Source organism: Chryseobacterium lacus (genome assembly GCF_003336205.1).
Taxonomy (GTDB): Bacteria; Bacteroidota; Bacteroidia; order Flavobacteriales; family Weeksellaceae; genus Chryseobacterium_A; species Chryseobacterium_A lacus.
The window spans coordinates 70474-85877 of the sequence record NZ_QPIE01000004.1 but is presented as its reverse complement, the minus strand read 5'-3'; the positions used below and the strand labels follow the sequence as shown (position 1 = coordinate 85877).

Annotated in this window: 10 protein-coding genes; 4 read left to right on the top strand and 6 right to left on the bottom strand. The window is 38.7% G+C overall.

Going from position 1 to position 15404, the window contains the following annotated elements; translation table 11 throughout:
• Positions 1-4 precede the first annotated feature (4 nt).
• The 6 genes from DQ356_RS05875 to DQ356_RS05845 all read right to left on the bottom strand — a co-directional run bounded on the left by DQ356_RS05875 (position 5) and on the right by DQ356_RS05845 (position 8473).
• On the bottom strand, positions 5-724 hold the full coding sequence (locus DQ356_RS05875) for a polysaccharide biosynthesis/export family protein (RefSeq protein WP_166413061.1): 720 nt from the start codon (positions 722-724) through the stop codon (positions 5-7).
• A gap of 117 nt (positions 725-841) precedes the next feature.
• A complete protein-coding gene (locus DQ356_RS05870) occupies positions 842-2767 on the bottom strand; it encodes a nucleoside-diphosphate sugar epimerase/dehydratase (protein WP_114303550.1) in 1926 nt (641 codons plus the stop codon).
• Between the two features lie 90 nt (positions 2768-2857).
• Positions 2858-4003 (bottom strand): DegT/DnrJ/EryC1/StrS family aminotransferase, encoded by a 1146-nt coding sequence (locus tag DQ356_RS05865; protein ID WP_114303549.1) that lies wholly within the window; start codon positions 4001-4003, stop codon positions 2858-2860.
• Positions 4004-4484: 481 nt separating this feature from the next.
• Positions 4485-5996, bottom strand: a complete 1512-nt coding sequence (locus DQ356_RS05855; protein ID WP_114303547.1) for an FMN-binding glutamate synthase family protein — start codon at positions 5994-5996, stop codon at positions 4485-4487.
• A gap of 252 nt (positions 5997-6248) precedes the next feature.
• On the bottom strand, positions 6249-7583 hold the full coding sequence (mtaB, locus tag DQ356_RS05850; protein ID WP_228420656.1) for a tRNA (N(6)-L-threonylcarbamoyladenosine(37)-C(2))-methylthiotransferase MtaB: 1335 nt from the start codon (positions 7581-7583) through the stop codon (positions 6249-6251).
• A 308-nt stretch (positions 7584-7891) separates the two neighbouring features.
• Complete coding sequence (locus DQ356_RS05845) at positions 7892-8473, bottom strand: cupin domain-containing protein (RefSeq protein WP_114303545.1); 582 nt, start codon at positions 8471-8473, stop codon at positions 7892-7894.
• A gap of 444 nt (positions 8474-8917) precedes the next feature.
• On the opposite strand from DQ356_RS05845, the gene DQ356_RS05835 reads away from it, so the two are divergent.
• From DQ356_RS05835 to DQ356_RS05820, 4 genes are all read left to right on the top strand, one after another.
• Positions 8918-9835, top strand: coding sequence for a DUF3667 domain-containing protein (locus DQ356_RS05835; protein WP_126723237.1), 918 nt, complete (start codon positions 8918-8920; stop codon positions 9833-9835).
• 53 nt (positions 9836-9888) lie between these two features.
• On the top strand, positions 9889-12018 hold the full coding sequence (locus DQ356_RS05830) for a S9 family peptidase (protein WP_114303542.1): 2130 nt from the start codon (positions 9889-9891) through the stop codon (positions 12016-12018).
• Between the two features lie 33 nt (positions 12019-12051).
• Entirely contained in the window at positions 12052-13752 is a 1701-nt protein-coding gene (locus DQ356_RS05825) for a peptide MFS transporter (RefSeq protein WP_114303541.1), read from the top strand.
• A 122-nt stretch (positions 13753-13874) separates the two neighbouring features.
• Entirely contained in the window at positions 13875-15371 is a 1497-nt protein-coding gene (locus DQ356_RS05820; protein ID WP_114303540.1) for a peptide MFS transporter, read from the top strand.
• The last annotated feature ends 33 nt before the right edge of the window (positions 15372-15404 follow it).

The window sequence follows — 15404 nt, the reverse complement described above, 5'->3', positions numbered from 1 at the left end:
ATAATTACTTGGATAAAACAACACCCAATACAGTAACGATAATTCCTGCCGCACCTATGTACAGCGGAGTATTGGGGTTCATACGTGATTCTTTTTGTTTGGATTCGTTGGCTGCCACTACAATAACATCGTTCTGTTTCAGCTGATAAAAATCTGAACTGATAATACCGGCATCCCGAAGGTCAAGCGTTTTTTTAACAACTTCATCATTCATTTTTCTCAATACCAGAACATTGTCTCTTTTTCCGTGAATAGTCAGATCTCCAGCGAGACCTAAAGCACTGAGAAGCGTTGCATTTCCATCAGGAACAACGAAAGTGCCGGGATTCCTCACTTCTCCCAAAACGGTTATTTTGTAATTTGCATGCCGAATATTAATCCCAGGATCTTTGATATAAGCAGTCAGGCTGTTTCTCAGTTCGTCCCGAAACATCTCAATCGTTTTGCCTTCCACGGACATTTTTCCGATATAAGGAAAATAAATATTACTTTCAGAATCCACAACATAAGTTGGCCCTGAAACAGTGGTTTGAGAGGCTGTAGGCAAATTAGAATTGGGAAGGCTATATTGCGCAGCGGTTCCGGAACTGTAATTTTGGTTGAATGGTTTTGCCACCTCCATATCGCGGGCTGTCACCATGATCACTAGCTGATCGCCGGGTTGAATAAAGTTTGTGGAATTTGCCAAAACCAGTTGCGTGGCTGTTTGTTCGATATTCTGCATGTAATTCAAGTCATTGGATGGCCGTGATTTACATGAAAACAGCACTAATACTAGACAGGCACTATAAAAAATATGTTTCATTTTCGATCTCAAAAAGAGCGTAAATATATTAATTTTTTATTTGTCCAATGTCTCATATACGGAATTATTGCTTTTGAATTCGGGAACTATAATTTTAAGCAAGGTGACTACTTCCAATTTATCCCTTCTTAAAGCGGCTTTTGTAATTCGGTTCACTAAGGTTTCTATATCACAGAATTCCATGTGTGGATCCTTGGAAATCATAATTTTCTCGTGCGGAGTCGGCAGCGTTTTAGCGCCATCACTCAGCAATTCTTCAAAAAGTTTTTCACCCGGCCGAAGGCCTGTATAAATAATTTTAATATCCACATCAGGTTCTAATCCTGAAAGTTTGATCATTCTTCTCGCCAGATCCAGGATTTTCACCGGCTCGCCCATATCGAACACGAAGATTTCTCCTCCTGATCCCATGGTGCCTGCCTGTAATACGAGCTCACAAGCTTCTGGAATAGTCATGAAAAACCGAACAATTTCCGGATGTGTAATGGTGATCGGGCCTCCTTTTTCAATCTGCTTTTTGAAATGAGGAATTACAGAACCGTTAGATCCCAATACGTTCCCGAAGCGGGTGGTGATGAATTTGGTGGTATTTCCTTCCACATCTTGTAATGCCTGAACCAGCAATTCGGCAGCTCTTTTTGAGGCACCCATCACATTGGTTGGATTCACGGCTTTATCGGTAGACACCATTACAAAACGGTTGACTTTATAAAGACTGGAAAGTGCTGCGATATTTTTTGTACCGAAAGTATTTACCAGAATTCCTTCGTGTGGATTTTCTTCCACCAGCGGAACATGTTTGTATGCCGCAGCATGATACACCATGGAGAATCTGTATTTCTTGAAAAGAGGTTCAATTCGGTGTCTGTTGGAAATGTCCGCCAAAACAAATTTAAATCTGATGTGCGGATACTTTTCTCTCATTTCCAGCTCCACTTCGTATAAAGGTGTTTCTGCTTGATCCAAAACCACAATTAGAGAAGGGTTAAATATGGCTACTTGCCTTACGATTTCGCTTCCAATTGAACCAGCACCGCCGGTCACCAACACTGCTTTGTCATAATGCCTTCTTTTTACTTCTTCATTTTCTATTTTTATCGGTTTTCGGTTCAGTAAGTCTTCAATTTGAAGATTCTTAATGGAACTGCGGATATCATCTCGGAGTTTTTGTACCGGAGGAGATTTAAAAACCTCGAGGTCTTTTTCCAGAAAAAGGTTCACCCAATGGTTCATTTCCTCTTTGGTCATCATTTCTTCTATAATAAGAATACCGTCTGCATCTAATTTATCTTTAGTATTGCTTTCCAGTTTTTTACGATTATAGATAGGTCTCCCTAAAAGTTTTGCACTCTTGGAATCAGTTCTTTGCGTTAAAAAACCGGCCACATGATAAGGCAATGATGGATTATCTAATAATGCTCTTGCAACGGCAATTGCCTGCTCATCTATTCCTAAAACCAGAATTCTTTTTTTGAGACTTGTTCTCCTGAGTTCTCTGGCAAAATGAAAAAATTCTTTCACAAAAAGCCGGAACATGAACAACAGCGTCACCGAAATAGTGAAATAAATAAATAGAAATGTGGGCAGAAATAATTTATTTCCCGTAATAACAAAAGTAATGATATTGAGAATTCCCAAGGTTATCCCTGTGAGAACATTGGCCAGCATAATCTTGAAAAGATCGATAAAGGTGGAATGCCGAATAATACCAGAATATGTTTTAAAAATATACATATATATGGTATTCACCACCAGAATTAGAAGATATTTAGTATAGTTTGGAACTGCTTCAGAGGAGTGAACATGCAATTTTTCCAGCAAATAGAATGAGCCGGAAACCGCTGTCATCAAGATCATGACATCAATAGCCAGCACCACCCATCTGGGCAGATAACGAACATCTGATAAGCTCACCATATTATCGCCGCTGTAAATCCTGTTTTTAAGATTTTGCATGTTCATAATTACTCAATACTATATTTTTTTCATTTATTAATAAAATTTCAGACGGGTCCTCTTTAATGTGTACATTCTCAAAAGAGATGTTACACACTAAACCATTACTTTTTTGAACGTATTGAGAATATTTTCCGCAATTCGGCTTCTATCATCGTCGGTGAGATTGGATCCTGAAGGCAGGCACAAGCCGTTATTGAAAATGGATTCGGCTATTTTGCCACCATAGTAGCGTTCTTTTTTGAATACCGGTTGCAAATGCATCGGTTTCCATATCGGTCGAGATTCGATATTTTCCTGATGCAAAGCTAATCTCAATTCTTCACGCGTCAAATAAGCTGATTGAGGATCAATGGTAATCACAGATAACCAGCGATTTGAAAAATAATCTCCGTTAGGTTCTTTCAGCACTGTTACACCGGGAATTTCCTGAAAAAGATCTTCATAAAAATCATGATTAGCTCTGCGTTGGGCTACCCTGTCATTAATAACTTCCATCTGGCCGCGCCCGATTCCTGCACATATATTGCTCATTCTATAGTTGTAACCCAAATTGGTATGCTCGTAATGAGGTGCGTCATCGCGCGCTTGTGTGGAAAGAAATACGGCTTTCTTTTTATACTCTTTTTTCTTAACAATCAAAGCACCCCCACCGGAAGTAGTGATAATTTTATTTCCATTGAAACTCAATATGGAAATGTCTCCGAAGGTCCCACATTTTTTTCCTTTAAAAGTACTGCCCAAAGCTTCGGCAGCATCTTCAATGATAGGAATTTCATATCTTTTGGAAATGGAACGGAGATCATTTATTTTATAAGGCATTCCATACAAATCGACAGCAATAATCGCTTTGGGTTTTTTTCCGGTTTTTAATCTTTTTTTAATCGCATCTTCTACTGCATTTGGGCAAAGATTCCATGTATCCCGCTCACTATCCACAAAAAGCGCATTGGCATTAAGGTATTTAATAGGATTTGCAGAAGCTGAAAACGTGAGCGACTGGCAGATCACTTCATCATGCGCATGTACATCCAACAGTACCAATGCAAGATGCAAAGCTCCGGTTCCTGAACTTAATGCGGCAACATGAGCACCATTCTGCAAAAAATCTTCCAGGTCCTGCTCAAAACCGTTGACATTTGGACCCAGTGGTGCTACCCAGTTTTCGTCGAATGCCTGTTGAATATATTTCATTTCACCTCCGCCCATATGTGGGGAAGAAAGCCAGATTTTTGTATCCATTATTGATCTTGTATTTTTTTCATTTCAAATTTCTAAATTCAATCGCACGAAAATATTCAGCTTTGTGCTGATAAAGGGTATTATATCCTATTAAACTAAAATTCTTTAGGAGCAGTCTGTACATTATACGGAGAAAAGTTATAAAAAGAAATCCGATTTTGGAAATCAGTGAAAAGCAAAACGCTTTTTTAAAAAGTTCGCACCAGTTCTCCTTGCCGGGCAAAAAGAATAAAATAAGAAATGTAAAATTCGACAGAATATTTTTAAACATTCTTATATTGTGAATTAATGAGTTATGAGTTTTAGGTTTTCGTTTTTCCCTGAAAAAGTGTACACTCTCTTTCAGTCTATTCGCAAATTTACGATTAATTTTCAAAGTTCAATAAAAATATGTTAATCATACCCTCTCATATTCTATTCACTAAGGTTTCCAATAAAAAAAGCAGCCTAAAGCTGCTCTGTTAAAATATCGTTTCAAATCTTATTTTTTGTTCCTCACATTGGCCAAAACATCAGGGAAATAAATGTCTGAAAGATGCTCAAATTCGTCTCCTCTCATGAACATAGAAGCGTCTACTTCTTCATAGGAAGATCTTCCTGCAGCAGCGATCAGTTCATTACAGGTGAGAAGGGTATTTTTATGAAAATGGTATACTCTTTCAGATTTATCTGTCACATCCAATCCTTTGATGAGCATCTTGTCCTGAGTAGCCACACCAGTAGGACAGGCATTGGTATTACATCTTAATGCCTGAATACAACCCAGCGCAAACATAAATCCACGGGCATTGTTACACATGTCTGCTCCCATAGCGATAGCTCTTAGAATATCCAGAGAAGTCAGTACTTTTCCGCTGGCAATGATGCGAACTTTCTCTCTCAGATTATAATTTTTCAAAGTATTATTCACAAAAATAAGTGCAGGTTCCAAAGGCATTCCCACTCCATCAGAAAATTCAGGTGGTGCAGCTCCTGTTCCGCCTTCGGCGCCGTCAACTGTAATAAAATCCGGGAAAATCTGAAGGACATTCATCTGTTCGCAAATATCTTCAAATTCCTTGGTATCACCAATACAAAGCTTAAAACCAACTGGTTTTCCCTGAGAAAGCTCTCTGAGTTGCTGAATGAATTTTAACAATCCTGCAGCGTCGGAAAACGCAGAATGGCCCGGGGGAGAAATAATCGTCATCCCTGGAGTTACGTGACGGATGCGGGCAATTTCCGGAGTGTTTTTAACTCCCGGCAATACACCACCGTGTCCTGGCTTTGCACCTTGTGAAAGTTTGATTTCAATCATTTTCACACTTTCTATTTTAGATTTCTCAGCAAAAAGTTCAGGAGAAAAGTTTCCTTTATCATCGCGACATCCAAAATATCCGGTTCCTATCTGCCAGCAAAGATCGCCTCCTTCCATGTGATAAGGAGAAATTCCTCCTTCACCGGTATTGTGGAAAAACTGTCCTTTTTTGGCTCCGCGGTTCAGAGAAATTTGTGCTCTGTCACTCAGCGAGCCGAAGCTCATCGCGGAAATATTAAACAAAGAAGCAACGTAAGGCTGGGAACATTGTTCATTTCCTACCAATACTTTCGGCAGATCTTCCATCGGAGTTTTGGCATAAATAGAATGCTTTATCCCTTCATATTTTCTGTGGTTCACTTCCAGTTGCGTTCCGAAAGCTACGGTATCACTCAAGTTTTTCGCCCTGCGATATGCAGCGGACCGCTGATGTCTGGGAAATGGTTTGCCATCTGTCTCTCTTTCTATAAAATATTGTTGCATTTCCGGAGAGATCCCTTCAAAAAAATATCGGAAATAGCCCAGAACCGGAAAATTTCTGAGAATAGCATGTTTGGTCTGTGCAGTATTATAAATCCCTACCAGATAAAGACAGGTAAGTAAAACCGGGATCCAGTAATAGGATTTTATGAGCAGTGCCACAATCCAAGTAGCAATAACCAATACAGTACCCCATTTGAAAAACATATCTCTCATGCTTGTGAATTTTTATGGCCAAAAATAATCATTAAAATCATATCTTTTATATTGTTAATCATCTAATATATATCTAAAACATTTATTGAAAACTTCTCAAAGCATTATAAAATATAAACTTCTTTTATGCAAAATTATAGTTTCTAAAATTTAATGAAATCTTTCCTTAGTTATTGAAAAAATCTATAATATTTGATCAAAAATTGCAGATTTTCTGAATAGGTTAATCATCTTAAAATTTCCATTTTCTTATCATACTCTTTCCAGAAAGCGATCAAAAGCAGGAATGACAAAAACAGAGCCGTCGTTTTCGATCTGCTGAAGTGAAACTACCTCAATCTGATTGATGGAATCTGCATCAAACGGCTTTTGAACACGGATATAATTTTCTGTAAAACCATACATTGCTCCCTCTTTATTTTCATGTTCCCAAAGCACCGGAAACCGTTTACCCAACTGGCTTTCATAAAATGCGGTCTTTTTCTTTTCCGAAAGAATCCTTAACATTTTATTTCTTTTCTTTCTTTCCTGAACAGGTACAGCTCCTTCCATGGCGGCGGCTTCTGTATTTTCCCTTTCTGAATAAGTGAAAACGTGCAGGTAAGAAATCGGAAGATTGTTCAGGAAATGATAAGTTTCGAGGAAAAGCTCCTGAGTTTCTCCGGGAAATCCAACAATAACATCCACGCCGATGGCAGCATCAGGCATTACTTTCCTTATTTTGGTAATTCTATCGGCGTAAAGTTGAGTGAGATATCTGCGCTTCATTTTTTTCAAAAGAACATCACTTCCTGACTGTAACGGGATATGAAAATGAGGAACAAAACGTTCGCTTTCCGCCACCAATTTGATGCTTTCGTCCTTCAGAAGATTGGGCTCAATCGAAGAAATGCGGATTCTCTCCACTCCTTCTACCTGATCCAGAGCCTTGATGAGATCTAGAAATGTATGGTCATGTTTCTTATTGCCGAATTCTCCTTTCCCGTAATCTCCGATGTTTACTCCGGTTAACACAATTTCTTTAATTCCTTTTTCCGCAATTTCCTGTGCATTTCGGACTACATTTTCAATGGTATCTGAACGTGAAATACCCCGCGCCAATGGAATGGTACAGTAAGTACATTTGTAATCGCAACCATCCTGAACTTTGAGAAAAGCACGGGTTCTGTCGCCTATGGAATAACTTCCGATGAAAAAATCTGCTTCTTCTATTTCGCAGGAATGCACAACGCCAAAATTTTCGGTTTTCTCCAGATCATCCAGATAACTCAGAATATTGAATTTTTCTTTTGCACCCAACACCATGTCAACACCTTCCATTTCTGCAATTTCTTCCGGTTTCAGTTGTGCGTAACATCCGATTATAATGACCAGTCCATCCGGGTTCGCTTTCAACGCTCTTCGGATATGAAACCTGCATTCTTTATCTGCGGCCTCAGTTACGGAACAGGTATTAATGATATATACGCTGGCTTTTTCCTCAAAGCTCACTTTTTCATAACCTGCATCAGTAAGTTGCCTGGCAATAGTGGAGGTTTCTGCAAAATTTAGCTTGCATCCGAGCGTGTGAAAAGCAGCTGTTTTCATTATTTCTTTTTGCATCGTTTTATAACTGCAAATTTAAGGAATAATTTCTACCTGAGGCGAAGAGACGATCACCAATAAAAAAAAGAAAACTGTACTCATATCGAGTCAGCTTTCCTTCAATTCAATCATTTGTGTTTTTTTGAATCTTAGATTGATGATGCCTTCAATGGTTGTTGGTTTTCACCCTCTTTCTTTAAGCGCAAATTTAATAGGAGAACCTGCTTTATCAAAACTATTATAAGGTAGTTTGACAGGTAGTTTTCAGTTTAAATCCTGACTATCCACCGGGTAGCCACCTTAAAATCTTGTTAATTACAGATTATTTTATCATAGCATTCTTCCGGGAGATTCCATGAACAGGAAGCCGCTTTTTCGTTCAGCCAGGCAATCCTGCGAAGTCCGGTATCAAAAATTCGGATACCTTTCAGATTAAATTCCGGGCTTTTATAAATGTGAAGACTCACTGTGATTCCTATATCATTATTAACAATGGAATGAATCCCGGGATAATTTTCCTGAAAAATCATATTTGCCGGAGCAGAGGTAGCACCGTTATATTCAATAAAATTAGAATTTTCCCGATAGCTGATTTCAGTCAAAAGCCCTTTCAGTACTTTTATTTTGCCCTTCCAATGATAATGATCGTGTATTGCAGTTGCATTATCTGGCCCCCAAATCCGTAAGAAAACAGTACATTCTTCATTGCTGAAAACCGGAATTCTGACGTGCGTATCTTTATCAAGACTGATTTTGTCAATTTCAAAAAGCGCATTATAGTCTTCATAATTGTAGCCGAACAGGTCAGCTATAACCTCATTGAATTCTTTTGGATGAATCGTGAGGTGTTCCAAAGTGCTCACAAGCGGCAAAGCAGCAATTTCGGTTTTCATATTGATAGTCTTTATTATACAATGTAAATTTACCAAGATAAAGCGCAAGTAAACCAGTTGACATGGTGACTTTTATCAGAAAAGCAATTTGATTTCAGATTTTATAAAGAGCAAAATCAAACTTTATATTCTTCTCTTATTTCAGAACCTTCCGCAAAGCATACCGGTGAAGCGTTTTCGGGCAACTCTTCTTCTTGTCTTGGTTTCTGAGAAAATTCCCCGAGTTTCGAAACCCTCTTTTTCTTCAACGAAAAAATATTTCTCAGCAAGTTTGTTAGGAAAAATGGAAACGAAATCTTCTTTTTAAATGGGAACTTCATATATTTTTTCATGAACTCTGATGTTTGTGAAATCAAAATTACACACTTTAAAATTACTTAAAAAATAGCACCACCATCCGTTTTTTATAAATTTAGATGAATATAATTCAGAAATAGAATACTTTTGAAAAAAACTTTTACGATGCAAAATGAACGGAAACTCTGTAGAAATTGTGGGCAACATTTACTTATAGATCAGAAATTCTGCCCCACGTGTGGACAAAAAGCGGATACCGAACGTATCGACTTTCATTTTCTCATCCATGAAATACAACATGGGATTTTCCATGTGGACAAAGGTATTTTATACAGCATCAAAATGCTATTCACGAAACCCGGCCACACCATTCGCGAATATCTGGAAGGAAGGAGAAAAAATCATTTTAAACCCGTGCTTTTTGTGGTTATTCTTGGAACCTTGTGCGGTTTGCTGAATCATTTTGTAATTGAAAATGGAGAAAGGGAGAAGTTTTTTGAAGAAGAAGACGACCCTCAATTAGCTGAAAATCCAGACTTTATCAATATGTCTGATTTTCTGGAAAATATTATAGGTTGGTTCGCCGATCATCTTGCTTTTCTTATCTTACTGATGATTCCTGCCGCTGCGTTGGGATTTTATTTAGGCTTCCGAAAATACAGATTATACTATGCAGAATGGTTGGTGGTTATGACTTTTCTTGCAGGACAGGCTTTGGTGGTTTATTTCTTCACTGAACTAATCGGACACTTTATGGATCGTGATCTCATGGGATTATTTCTGCTGATTGCGATGAGCTTAAATATTTGGACTTTTCTTCAGTTTTTCAAAGGGAAAAGTAAGAAAATTATAATAATAAGAACACTGTGGTCTAACTTTCTGTCCTTTACATTTACTTTTTTCTATGTGATGTTTTTATCTTTAACGCTTCTTCTAGTAGCAATTGTGATGTATGCCAGCGATGAAACATTAGAACAAATGAGTTCGGATGATCTGGAAATTAATATCAATCCGCCAATAAAAAAGGATTCAGCTGCAGCTGCTCCCCAGAACTTAAATCCGTAAACCTGCTGCCATTTTAAGAAATTTTATATCTTTGAAAACTTACCTTAGAATACATGAAAAAAATTGTTTTATCCTTATTACTTTTTACTACTTTTCAATTTACATTAGCACAGCAAATCACGCTCGATAAGATATATTCAGGATATTACCGTGGCAAAGGAATTTCAGGAATAAATTCCATGAAAAACGGCGAACACTACACTGTAATTGAACGGGATGGAATCGCTAAATTCTCCTATCAAACCGGACAGAAATCAGGAATAATAGCGGAAGGAAACTACGAAAGCTATGAATTTTCCGAAGATGAAAATAAAATCCTGTTGCTGAAAGAAAGTCAGCCAATTTATCGACATTCTTTTCTGGGAAAATTTGAAATTAAAGATTTAAAATCACAAAAAACCATTTCGCTGAATAATGGAAACCCTGTTCAGGAACCGAGATTTTCGCCCGATGCGGAAAAAGTGGCTTTTATTTCTGACAACAATCTGTATTATCAGGATTTGAATAATGGAAAAATTACTCAAATTACTCACGACGGAAAAAAAAATCATATCCTGAACGGATTGGCGGATTGGGTATATGAGGAAGAATTTGGCCATGCGCGAATGTATGAATGGACTAAAAATTCAGACGCTATAGTTTTTGTGAAGTTCGATGAAAGCGAAGTAAAAGAAGTCTACATTCCGATTTACGGCGATTTGCTTTATCCGGCGGAAATGCGTTTCAAATATCCGAAAGCAGGCGAAGAAAACGCTAAGGTTTCTGCGCATTTTTACCGCTTAAATACTGGAAATATTTTACCTTTGGATCTGTCGGGTTTTAAAAATTATTACATCCCTAATGTCATTCAGACGGCAAAAGCAGATGAAATGATTTTGATTACTTCAGAGAGAATTCAAAATGCTTCGGATGTTCTGAAAGTAAATACCAAAACAGGATCTGTCACAAAACTCTTCACCGAAACCGACGAAAGATGGGTAGATACGGATAATGTCACGATGGAATTTCTTAAAGACAATTCTTTTCTTTGGGCCAGCGAAAGAGACGGTCATCGCCATCTTTACTGGTATAATGCTGACGGCAAACTGAAAAAGCAAATCACCAAAGGAAACTGGGAAGTAACCGATTATTATGGTTACAATCCGGCCAGCAACGAGATTTTTGTTCAGACAAACCAAACCGGAAGTATTCATAAAGTGATTTCCAAAGTAAATATCTCTAACGGGAAATCTTCTATTGTTTCACAGCGTGAAGGCAACAATTCGGCTAATTTCAGCGGGAATTTTCATTATTTTATTGAAACCTCATCCAACGCTTCCCAGCCTCATACTTTTACGCTGAAAGACAACCAAGGGAAAACCGTGAGACCATTGCAAAACAACAGTGAAATGCTGGATAAATTAAAATCTGACGGCTGGGTTGCCAGAGAATTTATCACGATTCCCAACGAAGCTGGCGATCAAATGAATGCCTGGATCATGAAACCAAAAAATTTCGATCCGAATAAAAAGTATCCATTATTTATGTACCAATATTCCGGGCCCGGATCTCAACAAGTAACCAATTCATGGGACGGAGGCAATGGATTGTGGTTCAGTCATCTTGTTCAGCAGGGATACATTGTAGCTTGTGTTGACGGACGAGGAACAGGCGGAAAAGGAACAAAATTCAAGAAAGTAACCTATATGCAACTGGGAAAATATGAGATCGAAGACCAGATTACTGCCGCCAAATGGTTTGGGAAACAATCCTATGTTGATGCTTCCAGAATTGGAATTTTCGGCTGGAGTTACGGTGGTTATATGGCCGGACTGGCGCTGACCAAAGGTGCAGATGTTTTCAAAACCGGAATTGCTGTGGCTCCCGTTACCAACTGGAGGTATTACGACACCATTTATACCGAAAGATTTATGCGCACTCCGCAGGAAAATCCTTCAGGATATGATGACAATTCTCCCATTCATTTTGCAAAACTGATGAAAGGAAATTTCCTCATGGTTCATGGTACTGCCGATGACAACGTGCATTATCAAAATGCGGCCACCTTTGCAGAAGCACTTATTCAAAACAAAAAGAAATTCCAGTTTATGACTTATCCTGACAAAAACCACGGCATCTACGGTGGAAATACACGGCCACAACTCTATCAAATGATGACAGACTATATTCTTGAAAAGCTGTAAACTATTTAATTTATAAAAATTTAAAACTGATATATGGAAAAAACAAACAACAAACACCCGAAAGGGCTTCCATTTCTTTTTTTCACAGAAATGTGGGAACGATTCGGATATTACCTGATGCTCGGAATTTTTGTGCTGTATATGATTGATCCGAAAGATACTGGTGGATTAGCTTTTTTGGATAAAAACGCTTACGATATTTTCGGAACTTTCATCGCCCTTACCTATCTTACGCCATTTTTAGGAGGTTTTCTTGCCGACAGGGTTTTGGGCTATGTAAAAGCCATCTACATAGGCGGAATTCTGATGGCAGCAGGTTACATTGGTTTGGGTCTTTTTCAGGAAATTCCACTTTTTTATGCATCAATGGGCCTCATTATTTTGGGGAACGGTTTTTTCAAACCAAGTATTTCTACGCTTTTGGGAAACCTGTACACCGAAGAACCTTATAGAGCCAATAAAGATGCTGGTTATAACATTTTCTATATGGGAATCAATATCGGTGCGCTGATTTGTAATTTTGTTGCAGCTTATATGCGAAACAAATATGGTTGGGGACCTGCGTTCATCACCGCCGGTGGAGGAATGCTGTTTGGGCTTTTGGTTTTCACTATGGGAATGAAGCACATCCGTTCAGGAAACATTATCAAACCGGTTCAGGAAGGTGATACCAAGATTTCTGATGTATTGATCAAGGTGTTCTTGCCAGCAATCATTGCGGGGATCATTGGTTGGGTAATTCCGGGTGATATTTTTGGCAGCGACTCTACTGATGCCTTTATTTTCGCTTGTATTCCGGTGATCTACTTCTATGTAATGCTGTATGTAAAAGCCAATGCCGAAGACAAACGTCCCATTGGTGCTTTGCTCGCAATTTTTGCGGTTAGTTTGATGTTCTGGGCAGTGTTCAAACAAAACGGAACTGCATTAACCAACTGGGCGAAGTATTATACCGATCGGGAAATTCCTGCAAGTATTGTGAAACCATTGCAGTCTGTTTATATGATTGATGGGGAACAAGACGAAACGGGAAAACGCGGACAGCTTGGGTTGAGTTACAAAGATCAGGAAGTCCCGGTGTATGATGAGCAATTCCGCGCACAGAAGGACGATCAAGGTGAGGCCCTGAAAGAAACAGGAAAACATATTTATTTCAGGAACCTGAACAGCGAGCAGAAAGAAAAACTCGATGCTAATCCAGATCAGCCCGTTTATCTTTATAATACAGAACTGCTGCAATCAGTAAACCCATTTTGGGTAATTGCGTTAACACCGGTTGTCGTCGGATTTTTCATGTTCCTTCGGAGACGAGGAAAAGAACCAACTACTCCGTCGAAAATCGTACTTGGGTTATTCATTTCGGCACTTTCATGTTTAGTAATGGTAGCCGCCATTTATGCCAGCGGAGGCAGTTTGGATAAAGTATCATCGTGGTGGCTTATTGCTGCGTATGGAGTTATCACCGTGGGTGAACTATGCCTTTCTCCGATGGGATTGTCTTTGGTTTCCAAACTTTCTCCTCCGAGAATTACGGCATTGATGATGGGAGGATTTTTCCTTTCCACGTCTATTGGAAATAAACTGTCTGGTGTACTTGCCAGCTTGTGGTACGGCTATGAGGACAAAGCCAATTTCTTCTGGGTAAATTTCGGATTATTATTATTGGCCACACTTTTAGGGCTTTCTATTTTGAAACAGCTCAATAAAGTAATGAAAGAAAAAGGAGTCAACTAATATTTAATTTTTATTCAATACGATAATCGCAGCCTCAGGTTGCGATTTTTTCTTGTAGTAAATCTTGTCCGATTACCAAAAAAAAGTATATTTGTGGGTCTTAACAATAATTAACATTCAATATGGATACAGCAAAGCCAACACAAGGGCATCCAAAGGGACTTTACTCTCTGTTTTTTACAGAAATGTGGGAACGTTTTTCCTACTATGGAATGCGGGCATTACTAACAATCTTCCTAACGGCGGAATTAGCTACCGGAGGGTTTGGACTTGACCGTTCAGAATCTTTGTCAATTTATGGAGTTTTCACTGCGCTGGTATATCTTACCCCAATTCTGGGAGGATGGTTTGCTGATAAAATTTTAGGCCAGCGAAAATCCATTCTTATCGGAGGTTTGGTAATGGCTATCGGTCAGTTTATGTTGGCAGCCAGTGCTTTTGTAGATTTAATGGGCGATCTGGAAACCAGAAAAAACTTTTTCTACTTAGGGTTAGGAGTATTAATTCTGGGGAATGGTTTTTTTAAGCCTAATATTTCCACCATAGTTGGCGATTTGTATGATAACGATGATCCTCGAAAAGACGGTGCCTTCACCATTTTTTATATGGGTATTAATATCGGTGCTTTTCTTTCTCCTTTTGTAGCCGGAACTTTAGGTGAGAAAGTAGGCTGGCCTTATGGCTATCTTGCTGCAGGTATCGGAATGCTGATTGGTGTTTTGTGGTTCTACGGAAAAAGAAATACGCTGGAAGATATAGGCCTTCCTCCCGGATATAAAGAAAAAGGAATAACGAAACTTTTGCCAAAAGACTGGAGAGACGTAGTCGTTTATACGATTGCCAATGTAGCTTTTGTATTTCTGGTCATGTTTATTTGGAACAATACTTCCGACCTATTCCACACCATTATGGTTTGGGTTCTGGGTATCGCAGGAGCAGGATTCATAGGCCTATCCATCTTCAAAGGAACCACAGGTTCTACAGAATGGACGCGTGTTTTCGTTATTTTAATTCTTGCTTTTTTCAATATCGTCTTTTGGGCAGGATTTGAACAGGCAGGTGGGACATTTAATCTTTTCGCACAGGAAAATACGGACAGAAATGTAAGTGGTTTTGAAATTCCTACCACATGGTTTCAGAATATCAACCCGATTGCAATTGTAACATTGGCTCCTTTATTCTCTATTTTGTGGATCAAACTGGCAGCCAAAAGACTTAATCCAAGAACTCCGGTGAAATTTGCGATGGCGATGTTCATAGGTGCGGTGGCATTTTTCATCATGACTCAGGCTCAAGACAGTGCAGACGCAGGAAATCTGGTAAGCCCAATGTGGCTGGTAGTGGTATATGTACTATTAACCATTGGTGAGTTAATGCTTTCGCCAATCGGATTATCAATGGTTACAAAACTTTCTCCGGGAAAAATCACTTCTATTATGATGGGAGTCTGGATGGCCAGTTTTGCCTTAGGAAATTATCTGGCAGCTACATTAGAGCAAATTCTAACGACTTATGACTTTGACCTCTACCCCTTCATCACCTATTTAATGTTAGGATCAGGAGTTAGCTTATTACTACTTTCTCCCCTATTGAATAAATTTATGAAAGGAATTCATTAATCCCGTTTCCAACCTAAATAATTTAAGACCATC